The organism is Gemmata sp. SH-PL17 (assembly GCF_001610855.1).
GTDB lineage: Bacteria > Planctomycetota > Planctomycetia > Gemmatales > Gemmataceae > Gemmata > Gemmata massiliana.
The window spans coordinates 3,823,016-3,845,594 of record NZ_CP011271.1; the positions used below are offsets into that span (position 1 = coordinate 3,823,016).

The 22,579-nt window shown below is 65.2% G+C and carries 25 protein-coding genes; 10 read left to right on the plus strand and 15 right to left on the minus strand.

Going from position 1 to position 22,579, the window contains the following annotated elements:
- Nucleotides 1-72 precede the first annotated feature (72 nt).
- Together VT84_RS15915 and VT84_RS15920 are read left to right on the plus strand one after the other, a co-directional pair.
- Entirely contained in the window at nucleotides 73-411 is a 339-nt protein-coding gene (locus tag VT84_RS15915; RefSeq protein WP_052562124.1) for an ArsR/SmtB family transcription factor, read from the plus strand.
- Nucleotides 408-890 carry an SRPBCC family protein gene (locus VT84_RS15920; RefSeq protein WP_052562128.1) on the plus strand — a complete coding sequence of 161 codons (483 nt, stop codon included), beginning with the start codon at nucleotides 408-410 and terminating at the stop codon, nucleotides 888-890. Before VT84_RS15915 ends, VT84_RS15920 begins: the two co-directional genes overlap by 4 nt.
- Nucleotides 891-954: 64 nt before the next feature.
- Here the strand turns inward: VT84_RS15920 and VT84_RS15925 are convergent, their stop codons facing one another.
- Complete coding sequence (locus tag VT84_RS15925; protein ID WP_082840230.1) at nucleotides 955-1,428, minus strand: hypothetical protein; 474 nt, start codon at nucleotides 1,426-1,428, stop codon at nucleotides 955-957.
- Between the two features lie 235 nt (nucleotides 1,429-1,663).
- Here VT84_RS15925 and VT84_RS15930 point away from each other — a divergent pair, with 235 nt between their 5' ends.
- On the plus strand, nucleotides 1,664-2,695 hold the full coding sequence (locus VT84_RS15930) for a hypothetical protein (RefSeq protein ID WP_157469534.1): 1,032 nt from the start codon (nucleotides 1,664-1,666) through the stop codon (nucleotides 2,693-2,695).
- Nucleotides 2,696-2,715: 20 nt separating this feature from the next.
- On the opposite strand, the gene VT84_RS15935 is transcribed toward VT84_RS15930, so the two are convergent.
- The 6 genes from VT84_RS15935 to VT84_RS15960 form a co-directional block, all read right to left on the minus strand.
- Complete coding sequence (locus VT84_RS15935; protein ID WP_082840231.1) at nucleotides 2,716-3,606, minus strand: ABC transporter six-transmembrane domain-containing protein; 891 nt, start codon at nucleotides 3,604-3,606, stop codon at nucleotides 2,716-2,718.
- A gap of 53 nt (nucleotides 3,607-3,659) precedes the next feature.
- Nucleotides 3,660-4,412 (minus strand): hypothetical protein, encoded by a 753-nt coding sequence (locus VT84_RS15940; RefSeq protein WP_082840232.1) that lies wholly within the window; start codon nucleotides 4,410-4,412, stop codon nucleotides 3,660-3,662.
- Entirely contained in the window at nucleotides 4,409-5,239 is an 831-nt protein-coding gene (locus VT84_RS15945) for a DUF692 family multinuclear iron-containing protein (RefSeq protein ID WP_082840233.1), read from the minus strand. The genes VT84_RS15940 and VT84_RS15945 overlap by 4 nt, the downstream gene beginning before the upstream one ends.
- A 134-nt stretch (nucleotides 5,240-5,373) precedes the next feature.
- Nucleotides 5,374-5,559, minus strand: a complete 186-nt coding sequence (locus tag VT84_RS15950; protein WP_082840234.1) for a hypothetical protein — start codon at nucleotides 5,557-5,559, stop codon at nucleotides 5,374-5,376.
- A 166-nt stretch (nucleotides 5,560-5,725) separates the two neighbouring features.
- Entirely contained in the window at nucleotides 5,726-5,992 is a 267-nt protein-coding gene (locus VT84_RS15955) for a hypothetical protein (protein WP_157469535.1), read from the minus strand.
- A gap of 235 nt (nucleotides 5,993-6,227) precedes the next feature.
- Nucleotides 6,228-6,692, minus strand: coding sequence for a hypothetical protein (locus tag VT84_RS15960; protein ID WP_052562145.1), 465 nt, complete (start codon nucleotides 6,690-6,692; stop codon nucleotides 6,228-6,230).
- Between the two features lie 844 nt (nucleotides 6,693-7,536).
- Here VT84_RS15960 and VT84_RS15965 point away from each other — a divergent pair.
- The 4 genes from VT84_RS15965 to VT84_RS15980 all read left to right on the plus strand — a co-directional run bounded on the left by VT84_RS15965 (nucleotide 7,537) and on the right by VT84_RS15980 (nucleotide 12,806).
- Nucleotides 7,537-8,601, plus strand: coding sequence for a TIGR03032 family protein (locus tag VT84_RS15965; RefSeq protein WP_082840236.1), 1,065 nt, complete (start codon nucleotides 7,537-7,539; stop codon nucleotides 8,599-8,601).
- Nucleotides 8,602-8,740: 139 nt separating this feature from the next.
- Complete coding sequence (locus VT84_RS15970; RefSeq protein ID WP_082840237.1) at nucleotides 8,741-11,074, plus strand: beta strand repeat-containing protein; 2,334 nt, start codon at nucleotides 8,741-8,743, stop codon at nucleotides 11,072-11,074.
- Between the two features lie 111 nt (nucleotides 11,075-11,185).
- Entirely contained in the window at nucleotides 11,186-12,004 is an 819-nt protein-coding gene (locus VT84_RS15975) for a DUF1559 domain-containing protein (protein ID WP_082840238.1), read from the plus strand.
- 124 nt (nucleotides 12,005-12,128) lie between these two features.
- On the plus strand, nucleotides 12,129-12,806 hold the full coding sequence (locus VT84_RS15980; protein WP_410000382.1) for a DUF2306 domain-containing protein: 678 nt from the start codon (nucleotides 12,129-12,131) through the stop codon (nucleotides 12,804-12,806).
- Nucleotides 12,807-12,967: 161 nt separating this feature from the next.
- Here VT84_RS15980 and VT84_RS15985 read toward each other — a convergent pair whose 3' ends face one another.
- The 7 genes from VT84_RS15985 to VT84_RS16015 all read right to left on the minus strand — a co-directional run bounded on the left by VT84_RS15985 (nucleotide 12,968) and on the right by VT84_RS16015 (nucleotide 17,869).
- Nucleotides 12,968-13,681, minus strand: coding sequence for a hypothetical protein (locus tag VT84_RS15985; protein WP_082840240.1), 714 nt, complete (start codon nucleotides 13,679-13,681; stop codon nucleotides 12,968-12,970).
- Nucleotides 13,682-13,868: 187 nt separating this feature from the next.
- Nucleotides 13,869-14,384: a TIGR02996 domain-containing protein gene (locus tag VT84_RS15990; RefSeq protein WP_082840241.1), complete on the minus strand. Its 516-nt coding sequence runs from the start codon at nucleotides 14,382-14,384 to the stop codon at nucleotides 13,869-13,871.
- Between the two features lie 28 nt (nucleotides 14,385-14,412).
- Nucleotides 14,413-15,384: an RluA family pseudouridine synthase gene (locus VT84_RS15995; RefSeq protein WP_082840242.1), complete on the minus strand. Its 972-nt coding sequence runs from the start codon at nucleotides 15,382-15,384 to the stop codon at nucleotides 14,413-14,415.
- A gap of 2 nt (nucleotides 15,385-15,386) precedes the next feature.
- Nucleotides 15,387-15,863, minus strand: coding sequence for a hypothetical protein (locus VT84_RS16000; protein WP_082840243.1), 477 nt, complete (start codon nucleotides 15,861-15,863; stop codon nucleotides 15,387-15,389).
- Between the two features lie 503 nt (nucleotides 15,864-16,366).
- Nucleotides 16,367-16,945: a hypothetical protein gene (locus VT84_RS40860; protein ID WP_052562161.1), complete on the minus strand. Its 579-nt coding sequence runs from the start codon at nucleotides 16,943-16,945 to the stop codon at nucleotides 16,367-16,369.
- 72 nt (nucleotides 16,946-17,017) lie between these two features.
- Nucleotides 17,018-17,659, minus strand: a complete 642-nt coding sequence (locus tag VT84_RS40865) for a hypothetical protein (protein ID WP_052562163.1) — start codon at nucleotides 17,657-17,659, stop codon at nucleotides 17,018-17,020.
- Nucleotides 17,660-17,662: 3 nt separating this feature from the next.
- Entirely contained in the window at nucleotides 17,663-17,869 is a 207-nt protein-coding gene (locus tag VT84_RS16015) for a hypothetical protein (RefSeq protein WP_239465862.1), read from the minus strand.
- A gap of 757 nt (nucleotides 17,870-18,626) precedes the next feature.
- Between VT84_RS16015 and VT84_RS16020 the strand changes: the two genes are divergently transcribed.
- Entirely contained in the window at nucleotides 18,627-19,082 is a 456-nt protein-coding gene (locus tag VT84_RS16020) for a MarR family winged helix-turn-helix transcriptional regulator (protein WP_082840244.1), read from the plus strand.
- A 22-nt stretch (nucleotides 19,083-19,104) separates the two neighbouring features.
- The gene (locus tag VT84_RS16025) at nucleotides 19,105-19,512 is read left to right on the plus strand and encodes a DUF1398 domain-containing protein (protein WP_052562168.1); all 408 of its coding nucleotides are present in this window, start codon (nucleotides 19,105-19,107) and stop codon (nucleotides 19,510-19,512) included.
- Between the two features lie 102 nt (nucleotides 19,513-19,614).
- Here the strand turns inward: VT84_RS16025 and VT84_RS16030 are convergent, their stop codons facing one another.
- Nucleotides 19,615-21,579, minus strand: coding sequence for an FG-GAP-like repeat-containing protein (locus tag VT84_RS16030; protein ID WP_082840245.1), 1,965 nt, complete (start codon nucleotides 21,577-21,579; stop codon nucleotides 19,615-19,617).
- Nucleotides 21,580-21,946: 367 nt separating this feature from the next.
- Between VT84_RS16030 and VT84_RS16035 the strand changes: the two genes are divergently transcribed.
- Entirely contained in the window at nucleotides 21,947-22,528 is a 582-nt protein-coding gene (locus VT84_RS16035; RefSeq protein WP_204249766.1) for a GNAT family N-acetyltransferase, read from the plus strand.
- The last annotated feature ends 51 nt before the right edge of the window (nucleotides 22,529-22,579 follow it).

Genomic DNA, 22,579 nt, shown 5'->3' on the forward strand with positions numbered 1-22,579 from the left:
GGTTTCCCCGCGGCGAGCCACCACAAAAACTTAGCCATTGACCTAACCATTTCTCGGCGTATACTTAGGTCGATGCCTAAGCAATCGGCCCAACTCACCCTGGTGTTTCAGGCCCTGGCCGATCCGACCCGAAGGGCGGTCGTGGAGCGCTTGCGGGTTGGTCCCGTCGCGACTAAGGAACTGGCCGCGAAGTTCGAGATGGCGCTGCCATCGTTCCTCCAGCACCTCGGGGTGCTGCAAAAGTGCGGGCTGGTCCGATCGTCCAAGAAGGGCCGCGTCCGCACTTACGAACTCTCCACGAAACCGCTCAAGGTCGCCGAAGACTGGATGGCGACGCAGCGCACGCTCTGGGAGCGCCGCCTGGACCAGTTGGACACTTTCCTGAACGAACTGAAGGAGCAGCCGGAATGAACCCGAAACTGGACCTCGTGCTCGAACGAACCATCGACGTGAAGCCGGAACTCGTCTGGCGCGCGTGGACCACACCGGACTACGTGAAGAAGTGGTTCACCCCGGCCCCGTGGAAGACCGTCGAGTGCGAGATCGACCTGCGCCCCGGCGGGCGGTTCTTCACGGTCATGGAGTCCCCCGAGGGGCAGAAGTTCCCGAACACCGGGTGCTTCCTGGAAGTCGCGACGAACCGGAAGTTGGTGTGGACCGACGCCCTGGAACCGGGCTACCGACCGTCGGCACGCAAGCTCGGCGCCGACGTACCGTTCTTCCTCACGGCGATCGTGACGATCGAACCGCACGGGATGGTCGGAACGAAGTACACCGCGACCGCGATCCACGCGACCGAAGAGGGCCGCGTGAAACACGAAGAAATGGGCTTCCACCACGGTTGGGGGGCAGCGCTCGACCAGCTCGTGGCGCTGGCAAAGACAATGTGAAATGGCCGAGCGGCTGGTGTTAGCACCGGCCGCTCGCCTGTTATCTGTTGTTCCTGTCGAAATCTCACCCCGTCTTTTTCGTTTTCACGAACGCCAACAGCGTCTTGACTGGGGGTTGATCGGCCCACTCCTGTTTCGCGGTCACCATCCCGATGTGGCCGGTAGTGTATTCGGCGTCCGCGCCCTTGATCTGGGCAACGGGCTTGTGGATCTTCACCGTCAGCATGGTGCCTGCGTCACCGCACATCCCGACCGAGATCGCGCGCCCGGTCCCGGCCGCCTTCGCCCACTGGCCCCACTCGGTCCGGCACTCCGCAGCTTTGCGCTCGTCGAGCCCCAGACACACAACGCCCTCGACCGGCGCCTCGTAGTCCGACCCCTTGCCCTCTTTCAGCCGGATGAAGCTGCCGTGGATCGTGACCTTGTTCGCCTCCACCGTCACTTTATCGACCACCACGTACACGGGCGGCGGGCCGCCCGCGAGCGCCGTCCCCGCCCCGATTACGACCGCCGCCATTGCTACCAAGAACCGGGTCATCGCAAGCCCTCCTCGGAGGTATCCGGCGGGACCACACCCGCCGTTCGATGAACAATACCCCTCCCGAGTAGCAAAACGATAATTGTTTACATTTGATTAAATAACACGATTCGCTGTTTATAATTTGCTGCACATTCGATCGGAGTGCGCGACAAACGGCGCGCGCGGCGCCGTATAGTCGACGGTGGGCGCTACGGCGCCCGTTTCTGTTGGAATCGTGCGATTGGGGGACGTGATGGGAGTGGTTGCGTGCCCGGGGTGCGGGTTACCGCGGAACGAGTCCGAACTCGCAACGAAGCCGTGCCCGATCTGCGAAACACACTCGGGCGCGCCCACACAGAACCGCGCCGAAGAAGTCGGCGCGCCCGAACCGGTCGCCCCCATCGATCTCGCGCCCGTACCACCGAGCGCGCCGCTCCCACTTCGCCCACCGGAGTCGCTCCCACGACCCAAACGGTTCCTTCCCGGCGCAGCGCTGTTCTGTTCCGGCGCGCTCCTCGGGGCCGGAGCGCTGCTCGCGCTTCAAGCACTCGCGGGACCAAAGGCCGAGCCGAGTCGTACCGAACCCGAGGTCACAACGCGGACCGAGGAGCGCCCCGCTCCGGCCCCGGCACCACCCGTCGCCCCGGCACCGCGCGAGCCGCCCCCCAAAATGGCCAACCCGGAACCCAAATCGGGTTCCGTCGTCGCCCAGACCGGGCGCGTCTTTACCATCGATTTGGGCCCCAATCCGTCGGACACGTTCGCCGTCCCATTCGCGATGAAGAGCGGCGATCACATTGTGGTCCGCGGGAAGGTGAAAACGTTCCGCGCCCCCGCACTGAACGGAGGAATCGTTCTCGACGCCTCGGGCCTGGAAGCCACCGGAATTACCATCGCCGGGAAGATCGAAGGGGGCGCCACTCTCAAGCTGAGTGCGCCCAACGGAACCGTTCAGGTGACCGGCCGAATCGAAAGCGGCGCGGTCGTCGACATCCGCGCGCCCGGGGGCGAGGTGAACTTCACGTTCGTCTCGGGCGGTGCAAAAGAGGGCGCGAAAATTGATAGCGGCGCGATGGTCACGGTGGCCGCGCGCCTGGTTGATTTCAAAAGCGAGATCACCGGCGAGGGCACGAAAGTGTCGGTCGCGCTGTCGCGCAACGGGTGGCTGAAGGTCGCGACTATAAGTGGGGCAGCGGCCGTCGAGTATACGACCCCGCCCGGGTCTCGGCCCGATATCGTCGTCGGCGCGGTCGCGCCCACCGCGACCTTTCGCAAAATCGAGTAGGGGAAGGGGGCTCGCGCGGTTCACGAGCGAGCGTCGTCGCCCACCGTGCCCAGGCGCCCGCCGACGTCGCGCAGGCGCGCCAGTTGTTGCACGAGGAGCGGCACGCTGTCCACGCCCGTCAGGAACATCAGGAGGTACTGGAAGACCGCCAGCGTGTCGCCGGTCGATAGGCCCAGGGCACACGTGCGCACGAGGGTCGCGGCCATCAGCCCCAGGATGAACAGTTCCGCGATCCCGAAATTCACCGCCTCCCCGTCCGAGAGCCGCACGCGCCAGCGCCCGACCGCGGTGTAGTGCCCGCCGATCTCGTCCGTTCGGCGCCCCTCGATCACATCGATCTCGCGCTCCAGTTCGTCGTGTAGTCCGCGATTGAGCGCGAGCATTTTCCGGCCGTAGGCCCGATTCACCAGCCACACCGGACCCGCGAGCCCCAAACAGAATAGCGCGACGATCGGGTCGAACAGCGCCAGCAGAACGAGTGCCCCCACGATCGAATAGGCGGCGCGGACGACCATCGGCACATCGTGCTCGAAGAAGTCGACGAAAGCACGGGACAGTCCCGACCGCGCCGCGACACGCGACGTCTCAACTCCGGCTGCGCGCTGACCGGCGACCACACTCGTGGCCAGGTCCGCGTAGATGCTCGTGAACACGCGGGTGTCGTAGGCGCGCCGGCACATGCCGACGGCGGTATACGTGATGTGTTGGGCCAGGAACACCCAGAGCCCCATTTGGGCGCCGTCCAGGAGGTCGTTGATCGCCCAGGCCAACACGAGCGGTTGGGCCAAACGCAGCAGGTTTTCCAGGTTGAACAGGCCGTATGTCAACAGCACGCGCCGCCAGTACCGCGCGAGCACCCGGCGGAGCGTCCAGGGAGGAGCAGCAGCGAACTCGACGGTCGGGGCGCACATGACAAACTTCCTGAGAATGGACCCAACGTTCTCGGTTTGAATTTGAGCTCGCACTACTCCAGCGCCAACAGTCCCAATTCGACCAACTGCTGCGCGAACCGGATCAGTTCTTCGCGTTCCGCGATGTCGCTGAGGAGCACCCAGACGCCGAACGTACACGGCGCGAACCGGGCCAGTTCTTCGAGCAACTCCAGGCCGGTGGCACCGAGCACGGCAGTGCGAACGTCTTCGTCGCGAGCGAAAAACACCACATCCACGGGCGGCTTCTCGCCTTCCAGAAACGTGTCTGTCAACAGCCGGGCGCGCACCCGAATCGGATTCAGATGCAGTTGAAGATCGATGTTCGTTTCCAGTTCCGGCAGGAGTTCCTCCGCGGCGCCGAGGAGTTCCTGGAAGCGGACGTGCTCCGCCCGTTCGACGGCGGCGATCTCCTCGATCCGGATGCGGCTCCGGGCAACTGTCACGGAGTCTTTTTGCGCCCCAGTAAGCTGGTGCCGGTCGGTGAGCCAGTCGAGGAACGCCGCGCCGTCGCTGTTCTGCCGGTCGTAGAGCGCCATCGGGTGTTCGAGCGAGAACACCCGGAGCAGTTCGGGTAGATCGTCGAACGCTTCCTGAATGAATTCGATCTGGGCTTTTACCTTGTCGATGCGCTTGTCGAAGTTCTCCCGGGCGAACACGTCGAGCTGCAACTGTGAGTCTACGTCCGCTTGGGGGGCCTCTTCGGTGGTAACCGACATCGCTTCGGTCAGGAGCAGCAGCTCGGCGCGGTACGCATCGAGTGCGGTTTGTTCGGGTGCGGCGTTCACGTCCGGGCCTCCACTTCCAGAGCAATTTCGCGCGCGGTGCGCACCTCGCTCCGCCAACCGGTCTCGTCGGGGAAGTTTGCGTCGCGTTCGATGAAAACGGCTTCGACTTTTCCGCGCCCCTGTTCGAGGCTGTAGCGGTACAGATCCCAGACTTCTTGGGGGATCGGTTCGGAGTGGCTGTCCACGTAGGTGGAGAGGCGCGCGTTGAACAGGCCGCCGGCCAGGTGCATTTCGACCCGAGGGGCGAACGGCATGACTTCGCGGATGAACTCGTAGGGGTCGTACTTGTGGTTGACGCTGTTGGCGTAAACGTTCGTCACGTCTAGGAGCCAGCCGCACCCGGTCCGCTGGAGGGTGCGGATCAGGAACTCGCGCTCCTCCATCTCGGCTTTGAACCGGAAGGTGTAGGCGATGTTCTCCAGGAAGAAGTTCAGGTAGCCGAAGTGCCGCATGACGGTGTCGATGTTACGGCACGTGGCGTCCAGCGCGGCGTGCGTGTAGGGCGGCGGGGCAAAGTGCCCCATTTCCGCCCCGCGCTCGCCGGCCCGAGTGAAGCCCAGGTGGTCGCTCACCGAGACGGCCCCGTTCTCCCGTGCGATCGCCAGTAGCGCGTCCATGTAGTCGCGGCGCGGCGGGTCGGCGCTGGCGACGGACAGCTTCAGCGCGTGAACGCTGACGTAGTCGAACTCGCGCTCGTCCCCGATGTACCGTTGAAGGCTCAATGGATCATCAGCCTGCTCGAAGGTGATCTCGATCCCGGTCAGCGCCGGTTCGTCGTAAATGCCGCGAACCGGCTCGCGCAGACCGTACCCCGTCGCCGGGACCATAACGGAACTCCCTGTATTGTTGCCGGAGCGGTTGGCGCCGCTCGCGGGTTGATTTCGATCGGAACGCGATCGGGTGACGTGTTGCACAAAAGGCCCGCCCGCCGCACGAGGGCGACGAGCGGGCCGGGCGTTACTTAGGAGCGGCGGCAGTTGCGGTGGCACCCGCGGCGGCAGTTGCGACGGCAGCCCCGGTTGCACCCGCGGCTACACCCGCGGCGGCAAGAGTTGTTGTTGGCGGTTTGGGCAGCGGCCCCGGCCCGCAGGCCCGTCAACTCCTTCACGACGATCTGGGCCGGAACTTCGATGGTAATAGCGTTCATTGAGAGATCTCCTGAAGAGGTTCAGTTAGGTCGTGCGAGGCCCACCCTGCGTGCGTCTCGCCCGTTGTCGCAACCCGTCAGAGGTGGCGACACCTTCAGGAGCGGTTATTCTCGATCGATGTGACAACAAATTCCGGCGCGGGGGGAACGGCCCCGGGCCGGTGGCTCAGGCACTCGGCCCCGGGGCATCTTCGTCGAGGGGGCGTTCGGAAGTGAGTTCTGCGGCCTTCTCGCGCCCGCGCGCGGACAGCCCGTAACGGGCATTGCGCCCGGTGCTGCGGCGCTCGAACCAGCCGTGGGACAGCGCGGCAACGACCGCGAACCGGTGGGTGTTCAGTTCGACCTCGATTTCCGGGATCGTGAGCGCGTCCCGGCGGGTGAACAACTGAACCAGGTCGATCCTGCGTTCCGCCATTGAGGGGTACTTATCCACGTCGCGCCCTCGTCATCGCACCTCCCTTGCGGACGGCGCTCGCCCCGAACCGTCGGGTGCGAATTCACAATTTATACTACCCATCCTACCGCTCACGGTTTCATCGGGCACACCCGTTACAGAGGCGGTCGCTCGTGTTCTCGACAGTACGTATCACCCTATTAACGGCCAGCGCGTCATTTCGTGAGCGCGGGCGCGCGGTTCTTTCCGGTTTTTGTGCCGGAAGCCCGCGCCGCTATTCGGTGGTGATTTCGCACCCGGGCAGCGCGGCGGCGAGCGCGGCGATCCCGGCGTCCGTGATGTGCCGACAGTTGGTCAAATCGAGTGCGTGCAAAGAAGTCAGCCCCTTCAGGCACAGCAAACCGGCGTCTGTAACCGCACCGCAATCCCCGAGCACCAGAATCACGAGCGTCGTGGCGCCGGCCAGGGCACGGACCTCTTCCAGGTCCGCGTCCGTTACGGCCGCGTGCGCGTGGAACCCGTACACGCGGTCCGGGCGGAACGTGAACGCGCCCGGCGCCGACCCGACGCGCACCCAGTCGACCGCGGTGCCGGTCGCGGGGAACGAGTACCACGTCCCCGCTACGCTCACGGCGCGTGCCCGACCGCCCGACCCGTCCGCGGGGGTGCCGGTGTTACCCACCGGCCCCGCGCTCGAGTCCGAATCCTGTTCGCCCCCGTCCCTCGGCGCCCAACTCATGGCACCCCCGGCTCTCAGGATCGGTCGCCCACTCGTACACCGCGCACCCACACGAACGAACGGGTCTCCCGTTCGCGCCGCCCCGCGAAGTCAGAGGGGCATCTGACCGAACCGGGCGCTGTGTGAAATGACAAAGTTTCGACAGAAACCGTGGAGAGGCGCGAGTACGAAGCGACCGTAACAGGCGATTCGAGCAAAATAAGCGATGGCCGGGTCAAAATCAAATGCGCACTCATAAATTCGGTACGAATGCATTTCGGCAGTCGCGGAGGATCTCACCGCAGAGGGCGCGGAGAGCACAAAGAAGAACGCGAACTGCACCGCACAAGGCCAGAGCCGATCCTGTTTTTCTCTGCGCTCTCCGCGCCCTCTGCGGTGAAATCCTCTGCACCGCCGGGGCGATCCTGCCCCCGAATGACAATCACTAACATTTTGACTCCGTGTACCGTGCGACCCGACCTTTCAGAAGTTCAGAGCACCGAACAGTGCCCACATCGCTGTGCGCTCCCTCGCTGCGAAGCCACACAACCACGTCACTAATCAAATCAATTGAATACAAGTGAACAAAAATTTCAAATAATTTATCCGAACCGCCACGGGACGCGGGTATAATTCCGAACCGAAACGTGCGGTAGTGCGATCGCAGGCGGGTGGTCACCGTTGGTCACAGCGCATCTTTGCGCCTATGACCACGGTGACCACACCGCGATCGATCCGTGACTGGTGGGAGCAATTTACCGACAATCCGGGTCGGTTCGAGGCGCTTCGGGCGTTAGTTCCGGTGGCTGCACGCGGACGCGCGGGTACAGTACCCCCAACCGTGCCCGAACGCGGAGGGGAACTGATGGCGGACGAGAAGGTGCCCGGCGAACCCTGGCTGCAAATCACCTGCTCCCCGGACTTCGTGGGCTGGTTGCTCCGCGAACGGGTCGGGCTCGCGTTCACCACCTACCAGTCGCACAAGTTGCTGCTGCTCGGGGCCGGACCCGACGGGCGCCCGGCCGTGTGCGAGCGCACGTTCCGCAACAGCATGGGACTGTGGGGCGACGGGCAGACCCTCTGGCTCGCCACGCGATACCAGATCTGGCGCTTCGCCAACGCCCTCGCGCCGGGTCAGTTCCACGACGGGCGCGACCGACTGTTCGTCCCGCGCACGGCCCACACGACCGGCGACCTCGACGTTCACGATCTCGCGCCCGAGGACTCGGGCCGGCTCGTGTTCGTGAACACCAAGTTCAATTGCCTCGCCACCGTCGACGAGCGCGCCAGCTTCCGCCCGCTGTGGAAGCCCCCGTTCATCAGCGCGCTGGTACCCGAGGACCGGTGCCACCTGAACGGGCTGGCGCTGGACGCGGGGCGCGCCCGGTACGTCACCGCGGTGGCCACCTCCGACGTGGCCGACGGCTGGCGCGACCGGCGCGCGGACGGGGGCGTGGTGGTGGACGTGCGGTCCAACGAGGTGGTGCTGTCCGGGCTGTCGATGCCGCACTCCCCGCGCGTCCACAACGGGGCGCTGTGGCTCCACAACTCGGGCACCGGGTTCCTGGGGCGCGCGGACCTCGCGGCCGGGCGGTTCGAGCCGGTCGCGTTCTGCCCGGGGTACCTGCGCGGGCTCACGTTCGTGGGCGATTTCGCCGTTGTGGGGCTGTCGAAGCCGCGCCGGGACAACAGCTTCGGCGGGCTCGCGCTCGACGGCGCGCTGGCCGCGCGCGGGGCCGAACCGCGGTGCGGGCTGAACGTGATCGACCTGCGCACCGGCGTTACCGCGCACTGGGTGCGGCTCGACGGACCTGTGACCGAACTGTACGACGTGGTCGCGCTGCCCGGGGTCGCGCGCCCCTGGGCGCTGGGGCTTAAAAGCGACGAGATCGAGCGCCTCCTCACCATCGGGGAGCCCGGCGCGCTTTAGGTTCGTTAAAGGAACAGACGTTCCGATTGTAACGGTGCCACGATCGTCCCATTTTCCGCATTTCGCCCACCCGCACCATCTTCTCGGCTAGGATACTCATCAATCCGTTCGTGTCGCCTCTTTGGTAGGGTGCGTACCGATGTCAACTCGCCTCCGAATCGAGCGCCTCGAAACGCGCGACGTCCCCGCAACCTTCACCCCGTTCCCCGGCTCCCCGATCACGGTCGGGGTGAGCCCGGGCGGGGTCGTGGCCGCGGACGTGGACGGCGACGGCGATCTTGACCTGGCCTCGGCCAACTTCGGCAGCAACACCGCGAGTGTGCTGCTTAACAACGGGTCCGGCTCGTTCACCAACTCGACCGGTTCGCCGTTCGCGGTCGGTAACAGCCCGGTCTCGCTCAAGGCCGCGGACCTGGACGGCGACGGAGACACCGACCTCGCAACCACCAATTACATCAGCGACAACGTCAGCATCCTGCTCAACAACGGGTCGGGTACCTTTGTTGCCGGCACCCCGGTTCCGGTTACCAACGGCCCGCGTGAGATCACGGCGGCGGACCTGGACGGCGACGGCGACACCGACCTCGCCGTCACTAACTACAGTGGCAATAACGTCAGCATCTTGCTGAACAACGGGACCGGTTCCTTCACCCCGGCCGCCGCGGTTCCGGTCGGCACCGTCCCGCGCGGGATCACAGCGGCGGACCTGGACGGCGACGGGGACATCGATCTCGCCGTCGCCAACTACGCCACCAACACCGTGAGCGTCCTGCTCAACAACGGGTCCGCGGCCTTTACGAACGCCACCGGCTCCCCGCTCGCGGTAGGTACGCACCCGGTCGCGGTCACGGCGGCGGACCTGGACGGCGACGGGGACACCGACCTCGCGGTTACCAATAACAGCAACAACAACGTCAGCATTTTGTTGAACAACGGGACCGGTTCCTTCACCGCGTCCACCGTGGCGACCGGCACCGGCCCGCGCGGGATCACGTCGGCGGACCTGGACGGCGACGGAGACACGGATCTCATCGTCGACAACTTTTCCGCCGGCACGCTGAGCATTTTGCTCAACAACGGGTCCGGTTCGTTCACCGCCGACGCGCCGGTCACAACGGGAAACAATCCCTACGCCGTTACGACAGCGGACCTGAACGGCGACGGGCGCCTCGACATCGTTACCACCAACTCGGGCAGTAGCAGCCTCACGGTGCTCCAGAACACGACCGTGTTCACGGCGGACCTCCGGGTCACCGTCACCGGCCCGGCGTCGGCCGCGCCCGGGGCCACCGTCACCTACACGGTCACGGTAACCAACGCCGGCCCTCAAATTGCGACCGGCACCGGGTTCACGGTCCCTGTCCCCGCGGGCGCGAGCGGTTTCACGTTCACCAGTACCGCCGGCACCGGCGCCACCGGTAACACGGGCACCGGCACCGGGGCGGCGAGTGATACCCTCACGCTCCCGCCCGGGACGACCGTCACGTACAGCATCCAGGTCGTCCTCGGGTCTTCGGCGCTCACGCTCACGGCCACGGCTACCTCGCCCGCCAGCATCTCGGACCCGACCCCGGCCGACCAAACAGCCACACTCACGACGACCCCGACGACCACACTGTCAACGACCCGGCGCCTGTTCGCAGTGGGTTCGGGGGCCGGCGCCGCGGCCCGGGTGAACGTGTACAACGCGGACGGCTCTCTGCGATTCACCCTGGCGCCCTACGCCGGGTTCGCGGGCGGGGCACGGGTTGCGGTCGGCGATGTGAACAACGACGGCACTCCAGATATTGTGACCGGCGCGGGGCCTGGGGCCGGACCGCACATCAAGGTGTTCGACGGCGCGACCGGGGCCGAGATCGCCAGCTTCTTCGCGTTCGATCCCAACTTCCACGGCGGGGTCAACGTGGGCGCAGCAGACCTGGACGGGGACGAGCGCGCCGAGATCCTTGTCGGCGCCGGGGCCGGGGGTAATCCCCACGTCACCGCGTTCCGGTTCTCAGACCTGGCTCGAATCGCGAGCTTCCTCGCATTCGACATCGGGTTCCGGGGCGGTGTCACCGTTGCCGGCGACACGGGCAAAATCGTCGTCGGAGCCGGCACGGGCGGCTTCTCCAACGTGAAGGTGTTTAACGCCACCTCGCTCGCGCTCGAATCGAGTTTCCTGGCGTTCGATCCCGGGTTCCGCAGTGGGGTGAGCGTGGGGGCCGATCAGGGCCGGATCGTGGTCGGTGCCGGGATCGGCTCACACGTCAAAGTGTTCACCCAAGCCGGAAGCGAGCAGGCGAGCTTCCTGGCATTCGCTCCGGGGTTCGCGGGCGGAGTCAAAGTGAGCGCTGGAGCGTCGACGCTGGTGGTCGGCGCGGGCGCGGGGACCGCCCCGACGGTGCGCCGGTACGACCTGTTCACGCTCGAACCGGTCGACTCGTTCTTCGCCATCGGAATCACAACGACCGGAGGCATTTTCGTGGGATGACGGGGGTCGGGAGACGTTCTACACACAGTGCCCCGCACGTTCGCCGGCCCGAGCCGGCGATTCGAGTAAATTGAGGGCGCACGGAGCCACCTCCCGCGCCGAGGATCTGCCGTGTCCCGGTCCAATCGCAACGGATTCAGCCTGATCGAAGTTCTGGTCATCTTTGCCATCATCGCGATACTGTTTGCTCTCGCGCTCCCCGCGACCCGGCGAGTCCACGGAGCGGCCGCGCGCATGAAGTGCTCGAATAATCTGAAACAACTGATGCTGGGCGCGCACAGCTACGCTGACAACCATTCGACGACGTCCCAGTCGGCCGAGCGCCCGACCGCCACGGACTCACTTCTCCCCACGGGGTGCTTTGGACCGGGCAAGTCCCCCGATGAGCGGCTCAGTTGGGCGGCCGCGCTACTGCCGCACCTCGAACAGGACGATCTGTTTAAGAAGCTCGATGTCGAAAAGGGCTACGCGGCGAACCTCACGGCAATACAGGCGCCCGTCAAAACGTTCCTGTGCGCGGGGTCGCAAGAATCTTCGACAAACCCCACTCTGACCAATTACGTCGCGCTGTCCGGCATCGGCCTCGGGGCCGCCGAGCAACCGGCCGGCACCGCCGGTAACGGTTTCATGGGGTACGACCGCCGGACCTCGTTCACGATGATTAAAGACGGGACGAGTAACACGATCGCCCTGATAGAAACGCGCGCCGGTCTCGGACCGTGGGCGCGCGGCGGGCCATCGACCGTGCGCGGGTTCGACCCGGCCGACGCCCCGCCGGTCGGTGACGGCCGACCGTTCGGGGAACACGGCGGCGGCGCGAACGTGGCGATGGCCGACGGGAGCGTGCGATTCGTCAGCGGCAAAGTGGCGCCGCACAATCTGGCCGCCGCGATCACCATCGCCGGCGGGGAACCGTTCGACCTGGATTGAGCACCATAACGGTGTTGAAAGCTTGTGCGTGGCACAGGCCTCTGGCCTGTGTAAGTGTCTCCACAGGCCAGAGGCCTGTGCCACCAAATCAAAAGCGGCACGCGCCAGTTCAACAATGCACGTTGTGCGATACCGCCTTCTCACGACCGTTCTCCGCTGGCTCGCGGCCGTGCTGGTCCTGCGGGTGCTGGTCACGATCCTGTCGAACTACCCCGATTACTTCCCGCCCGATTTCGACTCGCTGTTCCTCCAGGGGCGCGAGTCCACGTTCGTCGGGAGCTACCGGCCCGCGTTCTACGTCCACATCCTGTCCAGCCCGATCGTGCTACTCAACGGCCTGTTCTTGGTGGTCGCGCCCCCGCGCCGGCGCCGCGACCGGTTGCACCGCGTGCTGGGCCGGGTCCAGGTCGTCGTGTTGCTGGCGCTCGTGCTGCCGAGCAGCGTGATATTGTCCCGGCACGCATTCGGGGGCTGGCGCGCGGGTCTGAGTTTCGCCGCGCTAGCCGGGGCGACCGCGACTTGCGCGGTCCTCGGTGTCGTTCACGCGCGCCGGCGCCACTTCGACCGGCACCGGCAGTGGATGATGCGCTGTTTCGTGCTGATTTGTTCGGCCGTGGTTCTGCGCCTGACCTCGGGGACCGCGGGAATGATCGGCGTGCCGAGTCCCGAAGGGGCGTACATCGTCGCGGTGTGGTGCAGTTGGCTCGTCCCGCTGACAGTCTACGAACTCGTGGAGCGCGTACCGCGCCGGACGCGCGCCGGTTCCGAGGTGATTCGGCCTCGGTCCGATTGTTTTTTGTAGCCGGCCTCTGTCAACGAATTTCAATCGTCACAGGTTGTGTTGTTTGCGGATGATGCGCGCGGCGTTGATGATGCGCTCGCAGCACACCCAACGGGTCACGCGCCCGAGGCGCCGGACCCAGTTGGGTAGCGGCGCCAACCCCGCCCCCGAACGCGCCCATGTTACCGAACGCGCGCTCGATGTGCGTGCGGTGCCGGTATAGCTTCCATCCGAACCCGTCGGCGAACGGGCGCAGGGCGCGCAACCGGTACGGGCTCTGGTACCCGTGTCCCACCGGTGGCCTGGGTGCCCGGGTTCGCCAACAGCAGGTACCCGCTCGCCCCGGCCGCGTCGTACACCCGGTTGTCCTCGTAGCTCCCGTCCACATATAGGAACCCGGTGCCTCGGACCGGGGTTAGCAACCGCACCGCCACCGCGCTCTCGTTCTCCCGGGCCGCTGTTACTTCCCACACGTCGGGCATGGATTTGGTGCCCCATAGGGCGCGCAACTTGTACCCGAGCCCGCATGGGCTCGGTTTGGCATCCGGATCCTTGAAGCACTTGCCCACGGGCAATGGCTTGCCGTCCACAATCAGTTCCCAGGCCGGCGGTCCGGTGCCCTTGAGTTCGTTCGCCAAGGCGCTGAAGAACAGGGCGAACGAGGTCTTCTGGGCGCGCCGGCTCACTGTGGCCGGGGACGGGAGCCGGTCCGGTTTGAGGCGCGTGGTGGTCCAGTTGCGCGCGTCACACGCCCAACACACGGGGCGGTCGTGGAGGGCACCCCAGAGCAGCACCGCGGCCACGCGCCACGAGTGGATCTGTACGTACCGCTGCTCGAATCGACGCGCGACCTTCTGTAACCCCGGGTAAACTGCCTTCCAGAGTTCGCGTTCCATGACACACCTCGCAATCCGACCCCCAACTGCAAGGTGTCACGGAACGCGAACTCCATTCTGCGCAACTCGTTGCCCGGATTCGAGCTCCAAGGATTGAAATTCGTTGTGTGAAGCCGAAGAGCCACAAACTTAGGGCCTACCGGCCTCGCAGAGGCCGGCTACAGAAAACAATCAAAACGAGCGCGGCTCAGCCCTTAGGTTCCCCGATGACGATCGACTTGGCCCCGCGATCCTGTCCGGGCTTCCCGAACGTGATCGAGAGATGAGCCAGCGCCACCGCCCGCACTTCAACTACGACCACCTCCAAGTCGGTCCAGGGCGTGCCCGCTTTGCCTCTTCCGCCGTAGGCCCGGTTCCACGGACGGAGGGCCGCGAGGTGCGCACGCAGGTCTTCGAGGCGCCGCCAGCTCTTTCCCTTCGTGGACCAGCGGTAGACGATATCGATCCCCGTCCCGCGACTCTGCTCGCGCCCCTCCGAGAACAGCCCGTCCGACTTCCGGCGCAGTTTGTAGTAGACTTCGGAGATACCCGCGGCGTCGCGTTGTTTGGCGGCGTCCAGTCGTCGGTCATGTTCGTCGAGCCAGTCCGCAAGGGCGGCGCGGGCGGTCGTATCGTCGGGGTTCGCCTGAACGAACGCGATGAGTCCGGCTTCATCCGGGGACATCGGGGTTGCGGCACGCGCTTTTGCCTTTCTTTTGGCCATTTCGTGCCCCACAGTACGACCGACGTAATTACGATTTGCCCCTCAACTTCTCAACGAACTTTTGCAGGTCGCCGGGGAGCGGCATCGACCAGTGCAGGTGTGCGTTGGTGGCGGGGTGCTCGAAGCCCAGTTCCGTGGCATGGAGCGCGAGGCGCGGGGCTTCGCTCTTGTCGTCGAACACCTCGCCGTTGGCCCTCTTCACGTACACCTTGTCGCCGCACACCGGGTGCCCGGCTTCCGAGAGGTGGATGCGGATCTGGTGCGTGCGGCCCGTTTCGAGCCGGCACGAGAGCAGTGTGTAGCCCGGGAGCCGTTCTTCCAGCGCGATGTGTGTGACGGCTTCTTTGCCCACGCCGGTAAGTTTCGTGCTCCCGCGCCGGCCGTCGCCGCGGTCTTCGACCAAGCGCGAGCGGATCGTTTGCGCGCTCAGAATGCCGGGCACCACGGTGAGGTAGCGCCGGACGACGGTGTGCTTGCGGAACTGGAGTCCGAGTTCGCGCTCGGCGAGTACCGAGCGCGCGAACACTACCAGCCCGCTCGTTTCCTTGTCGAGTCGGTGGACGATCCGCAGCCCGTTCAAGTCGCGCGGCGCGCGGTTGAGTTGGTGGGCGATGGCCCACTGCGCGAGATCCTGGAGCGTGGGGTCGAGTTCGCGGCGCTGTTCGGACCACTCCAGTTCCGCGGGGTGCCGGACGGTGTTCACGCCCGCGGGCTTCTCGACCACGACCACGTGTTCGTCGAGGTGCCGGACGACGAGTCGCTCCGGGTGTGCGGCGCGCGGGAGCGGCTTGGGGTGCTCCAAGAGCACCACGACCTCGTCTTCCTTCACGCGGCGCGCCTCGTCCGAGCAGATCGCGTCGCCGACCTTCACGCGGCGCGCGGCGATGAGTTTGCGCACGTCGGTCCACGACGGCCCGCCGAGCCGCGATCGCAGCACTTTCGCGAGCGTGAACCCGGCTTCTTGCGGGGCAACGGTGAATGGGGGGAGTGCGAACGACATCGCTATTCCTCGGGCTCCTCGTCTTCTTCGGGGGTGCCGACATCCATATCGGACCAGTCCTCGTCCGGGTCGGGGATGTCCATGAATCCGCCGCAGTGCGGGCAGTTTTCGGTCGTTCCCATTTTCTGCGCGGGCCAGTCGGACGACTTGCCGCAATCCTCGCACACCGCGGTGACCGTTCCGGTGCGACTCGCGCGTTTGTCCTGGATGGCCTTGAACGCGGCCACCGACTGTGCCGCGCCGAGTAACTCCAGTGCGTCCTTGATCTTGGAGGGATCGGTCACCACGACCGGGAACTCTTCGATCGGCGCCTCGTCGCTCATCCCGGTGAGCGCAGAAACCGGGGCCGGGGGTGGCAACTCGATCTCGGCCGCGATGTCCTTGGACGCGAGCACCCGGATTACTGCTTCCGCCACCTGCGAGTTCGGGGCAACGAACACCTTCCGTGATTCGGGTTCATCGGGAGCGGGATCAGCCATCGTGCGTCTCCAGCGATTGCGGCGGTTGCAGCTCGTTTTCTGGTTCAACTCGCGAACGGGAACCGGGTTTGGTGAAGCACCGACGTTTCCACCGCGACTCCCGCGTTCTCTGCTCACGCGACCGAACCAAGAGTTACTATACCTCCCCGGTGAGAAGCGACTTCCAATTTGGTCAACGACGTTCGCGAACCGAACACAACGCGGCCCCACTTCCCAACTCCAGCTTCCGCGCCGACGCCTCTTTGCGCGGCTAACAATTGCTAACATCTCGGGAAACGGGCCGCCAGAATCGCACTTTCCCTCGCGAAAAATGACATATCTCGTTCGCGCCGGCTAACATTTTCGCCACGCCATCCCGGTCGCAGAGGGGTCGTACACGAACACAGCATCCAACAGGACATTTCCCTATGCTTGGTATTTTACGCCAAGTTGATTTGTGGAACAAAGTTTATTTGTGAAAATAAGATCATCATCTATGCAGATCTGAGCAGCGATTCCCTTCGCTACTGCTTGCCGAGGACAAGGTCCACGACCCAGCACCCGCGCACGTGCGGCCCGGGACCGCGACAGTGATTCAGGATGTCGTCGTTGTCGCACCCGGCGTCCTGCAAAGCGTCCGCCAGAATGGGCATCGCGCTGAAGTCGCGCGACTCGTACATTTGGGCTGCAAGCGCAACGGCGATTGAGGTGATCGACGAAGGGGAAAGTGTGACGGGGCGGAACGGATTCCCGAAAATGTCGCGAAGCACGTCTGCGTGTTCTGCCTCAGCCTGTGCCCAAACAGTATCACCCCGATCGGGGTAGTAATCATCCGACCAACATCCCATCTCACATCCGGTTGAGAGATTGAGAAGTGCATACCGCCGTTCGCCATCCGGGGTGTTCTGGTCACGAAAATAGTCCAAGACATCCAACCACTTATCATCTATCTGATCTGCCACGCGGCCTTCGATCTCGTTGCCGAACGCAATAACCCAATCTCGACAGACATCGGGCAACTCGTCCCAAATAAGATTGAAACAAGCGAGAACCAGAAGGCCTGGTTTGCGCTGTTCGACATGTGCTTCGACGTGTGCGAGCATTGGATGTGTTTCTCGGCACGTAAGCCATTCTGCTTCGGTCATTGGTTGCCCCCTGGAACCGTCCGTTCACCACTATTCCTTGCTGAGCACCAAATCGACGACCCAGCACCCATGCACATGTGTGGCCGGCGCGCGGCAGTGGTTCAGGATGTCGTCGCTGTCGCAGCCGGCGTCCTGAAGGGCATCGGCCAGAATGGGCATCCGGTCGAACGCGCGCTCCGCATAAATACCGCGGGCCAGCGCAGTCACGGTCGAGGTTCCCCATGCTGAGTCGAATGGGACGGGGCGAAATGGAAGCGGCCCGAAGAGGTCGCGGAGGAACCCCGGTTGGTCGCGCCGGGTTTCCAGGTTACCGGTTGCTCGGTGCGCGGCGATCCCAACCTCGCGGGCCACGTTCAGCGCCGTTGTGTGATTGGCTTTCCACTCTAATAGTTCGGCAACGGCTCGATAGAGGGGTAGCTTCTGGGGTGTCGCTTCAGCGACGACTTTGACAGCGGCCGTGACCGCTTCGCGCTCGTCCGCGGGGACGTCGCCGTCCGCACACCGCTCGGCGCACTCGACTCCCCGTCGGACGGTTTCGTCGTCGAAATAGTCCCAGACCGACCGGCAGCACGCGCAGCCGAACAAACGGAGTTTCCTCGGCCCGAACCGGCGTCGCAGGAACGCCACCAACTTCTCGACGTCGTTCGATTTGTTCCAGTCCGCCTCGGTCATGAATCACTCCTTGCCGAGCAACAGGTCAACAACCCAGCACCCCCGAACGTGCGGCCCCGGTCCGCGACAGTGGTCCAAAATTCGGTCGTCGTTGCACCCAGCGTCCTGAAGTGCATCGGCTAGGATCGGCATCGCACTAAAGTCACGCGACTCGTACATCTGGGATGCAAGTGTGACAGCGGTATCGGTGTGCCAGTTTGGGGAGAACATGACGGGGTCGAACGGGTTCCCGAAGATGTCGCGCAGAATTGCGATTTGTTGCCCGTCGATGGGTATTGAAGCGCTGAGAAGTGTTGGTGCGCCAGACCGATTCGCTCTGTACCGAATCCCTTGGGCGAGCGTCTGAGCGGCCGCAACCGCTGCCACAAAAACGTTCGAGTTAGCGACCATCCGGGCGGCGTGGAACTCGAAAAAGCGGAACCCGAGTTCGGGGCCTCCCGTGGAGGGTAGGGCTGCTTCGAGACGCGCGAGCGATTGCCGGGAACTGCTTGCGTCCGCAAACCGTTCTGCTTCAGATATCAACTCCGCGCACTTGGGGTCGGGTGCGAACAAGGGCCAAACGAGCCGGCAACAGGCACATCCGAATAACCGCATTCGCCGTCGTCCGGATTTGATCCGGTTCACGCGATGGCCTGTGCGAAGGAACTGCGCCAGTAAGTACAGGTCGGTTGTTGCGAGCCACTGCGTTTCGGTCATCGGACGATTCTCGCTGAGTGTGGTTCGAGAGATTTATGCCGCGACCAGCTTCGTCGATTCCAGAGTGGGCGCGCGGAGCGAGATCTCGACCACGAACGTACTTCAGGATTTGTAGCTGTGGTTACAGCTAGAAGAAGAAAGAAGAGCCGCGGATAACGCGGATCGGACCGTACTCACTTCGCTTTGGGCGAGAATCCCGCCGGATCGCTCTTGTGGGCAGACCGAATGGGCGACATTGTTTCCTAGGAAACTAATTGTCCGAGGTCGATCCATGCCGACCGAACCCAGCCCGCTCGATGCCCACGTCGGGTTCTGGTTGCGCTTCGTCTCCAATCACGTCTCCCACGCCTTCAGCCAGAAGGTTGAAGCCCACGGTGTGACGGTCGCCGAGTGGGTGGTGCTGCGCCAACTGCTCGCTTCCGGGGCCGTTGCCCCGAGCGCCGTCGCCGAAGCGCTGGGGACGACCCGCGGGGCCGTTTCCAAGCTCGTCGACCGGTTGCTAACCAAGAAGCTGGTCTCGCGCACCGCCGCACGGGGCGACAAGCGGTTCCAGACGGTCGCGCTCACCGCGGCCGGGCGGAAACTCGTACCGGTTCTCGCGGCCCTGGCGGACGCGAACGACGCCGAGTTTTTCGGGCACCTCGACGCCGAGCAGCGGGCGGTGCTGGTGGAGCTAATGGAGGACGTCGTGCGGCGGCACGAGCTGAAGGACGTGCCGGTCTCGTAACCCGAACCCGAAAGGCGGAGCCATGACCAGTCAGGAGCGGCTCGCGGTGATAAAGGACTGCAAGGAACGGTCGATCGCGGGTACGATCCCGTTCCCGGAAGTGGTGCGCAGGCTGCACGCGGCCGGCGTCGAGCGGTACCACGTCGACCTCACGCGCGACGAAACGACCTACTACCTGTCGTGCGGGGAGTCACACGTGCTCGCCACCGGTGTGCTGCGTGATCCCATCGCCGAGTCGTTCGATGTCGCGGCGGTGGAGGGGGCGGTGCGCGCGAGTCAGCGCGGGGAGATCATCTTCCCCGAGTTCCTCCGCCGGATCATGGCGGCCGGATGCGTTGGGTATTTTACCCAGATCACCGGCAGCCGGGTGCAGTACGTCGGTCGGACCGGCGACCTGCACGTCGAGCCGTTTCTACCCGCGAAGACCTGACACGGATCGGGGGCGGATGTGTACTTCGAGAACGGCGCCGCGCCCGCCGCTGTCGGCCGTAGTCGACAGCAGCGGGCGCGCGGTTCGATTCACAAGATCCAATTACACCGCGTAAACGTTGACGGTGATCGTCTTGGGGGTCGGGTCCAGATCGATGCCCCCGTTCGTCGTGCCGCCGTTGTCCTGCACCTGGAAGGTGAAGGTGGTGTACCCGATACCGTATGCCCCCATCGGTGCCGTGAACGTCAAGGTGCCAATGTCCCCGGCGCTGATAACCTGCCCCGTGGTGACCGCCACACCGTTGAGTTGCAGCGAGCCCAGTGCGGGTAGGGTTGTGATCTTCACCGCCAGCAGCGTGCCGCCGTCGGTATCGGAGAATCCGAAATCCGACGCCGCAAAAGTGTACGGCATTATGTCGTTCACGTCCACGGAACCGTCCGCGCCGCTCGGTGCGTCGTTGATGTCGGTGACGGTGACGGCGATGTCCTGGGAGGTGGTGAAGGTGCCGTCGGTCGCCTGTACGGTCACGTTGTAAACGTTGTTCGTGCCGCCGTCGGTCGGGATCTCGAAGTTCGGGGCCGCGACGAAGGTGAGTACGCCGGTGGTCGGGTTGATGGCGAACAGGGTGGCGTCCGCGCCGCCCCCGCTGCCGACCGCCACGATGCTGTACGTTACGGGTGCCCCGGACCCGCCCGAGGTGGTGACCGTGCGGACCGCGGTCTGGTTCTCCGTGACGCTGACGGCCGCGCCCGAGGTGATGGCCAGGGCGGTGCTCTCGTTGACGTCGGTGACGGTGACGGCGATGGCCTGGGTCGTGGTGGCCGTGCCGTTGGTCGCTTCCACGGTCACGTCGTAGACGTTGTTGGTGCCCGCGTCGGCCGGCTCCTCGAAGTCCGGGGCCGTGACGAAGGTGAGTACTCCGGTGGTCGGGTCGATGGCGAACAGGGCCGCGTCGGCGCCGCCGGCGATGCGGTACGTCGCGGTGCGGGAGGTGGTGACCGTGAGGACCGCGGTCTGGTTCTCCGCGGCGCTGGCCGTGGCGCTCGAGGTGATCGTCAGGGCTGTGGGTTCCGGCGCGGTCCCGATCCGGCCGCTGGCCGACCCCTGGATCAGCGCGCTGCTCAGTTCGGCCCCGGTGACGCCGTCGAACGTTTTCACGTGCGAGCGCCCGGTGCCGGCCACCACGATGTGGCCGTCGGCGTCGACTCCGACCGAGACGCCGCCGAGGAACGCTTCAGCGAACGCGAAGAAGCTGGCGTCCAGGGCGCCGGTCGCGCCGTCGTAGGCCTTCACGTGCGGCCCGGCGCCCGGCCCGGCCCCGACCAGAACCTCGGCCTTACCGTCCCCGTTGGTGTCCCCCACGGACAGGTCGATGGACCCGGAGAACCCGGCGAACACGAGGAAGCTGCGGAACTCGCTCCCGGTCGCGCCGTCGAACACCTTCACGTGCCCGCCGGAACCCGGCCCGGCCCCGGTCACGATGTCGGCCTTGCCGTCCCCGTCCACGTCCCCGAGCGTCACGTTGACGCCGCCGACGAACCCCTGGCCGTAGGCGAAGAAGCTGGCCAGTTCCGAGCCGTCCGCCCCGCTGAACGCCTTGACGTGCGTCCCGCCCCCGTTCGCCACGGCGACGGCGAGGTCGGCCTTGCCGTCCCCGTCGATGTCGCCGGCCGCGACGTTGATCCCGCCGGCGAACCGGTCGAACACCATGAAGCTGCTCACCTGCTGGAACGTCACGCCATCGAACACCTTGACGTGCGAGAACCCGAGCGCGGACCCGGCCACGACGTCGGCCACGCCGTCCCCGGTCACGTCCCCCATCGCCACGTTCACCCCGCCCCTGAACCCCGTGTCGAACACCTGGATGGCCGCGACCTGCTGGCGCGTGTTGCCGTCGAACACGCGCACGATCGGGGCCTCGCCGAACGCGGCGCCGGTGGCGAAGTTCCCGGCCGGAACGGTCCGGTCCTCGAGGGCCTCGCTCCGGAGCCGGTAGCGCCGGGCGGCGTGCGGCGCGCGGGAGCGGGCCGGGGGTACGATCAGGGACTTGATCCAGCGCTTGAACATAACCAGCAGCTCCAGTCGGCTCGTGTGTAATCTGGTAATTGGCAGTTAAATCTGAATTCGTTTTTCTTGTCGATACGGTGCGGGCCGGGGGTACGAGTCATCTTCATAAACCGCACCGGGCCGGAAATCAAACGGCCCGCGGGCCAGAAACGGGCCGCCCGAGAAGTGGGACCGCCCCGTTACACGCGAGAGGGCCAAGTTTCCGCACGGGAGCAAAACATTAGACCGCGCTCGCGGCGCCGAATTCGTGGCCCGGCGGTAGACATCGCGCGGTACGTGAGTACCCCGTGCCGAAGAGTTCTTCGGCGGGTGCTACCGCGTTAGGCACCTTGTCGGAGACGGTATTTCGCTACAGTTGCAAGAGCGAATGGTTCAGGCGCACACGACCCGAGCCAAGGGCAACACCGGGGTAGAGAAGATCATGGTAGCCATTCGGATCGCCGACGCGGGTGACGCGGGCGCGTTGGCGGAGTTGGGCCGGCGGACGTTTCACGACACGTTTGCTGCCTACAACCGTCCGGAAGATATGGACGCCTACATGAACGAGGCGTTCAGCGCCGAGCGGATCAGCGCGGAGATCCGGGAGCCGGGGGCCGTCTACCTCGTGGCCGAGGCATCCCTGAAGGTGATCGGCTTCGCTCGAATCGCCCCGGCTGCTCCGCCCGCGTGTATCACGGGGCCGGCCCCGGTACGGCTGGCTAAGTTGTACGTTTCCACCGACACCATTGGTTCGGGCGTCGGGGCGGCGCTGATGCGGGCCGGCATCGAGTGGGCTAAGGGCGCGGGCCACGAGACCCTGTGGTTGGGCGTGTGGGAGCACAACCACCGCGCCAAAGCGTTCTACACGCGGTGGGGGTTCGTGCCGGTGGGGGCCGAAACGTTCCGCCTCGGGAGCGACGATCAGTCCGACGTGTTGATGCAACTCGTATTGAGCGAGGGGGGCGGATGACGGAGTTCCGACAATCCAAACCGCCATGATCCACTGCACGCTCCGAAGGCT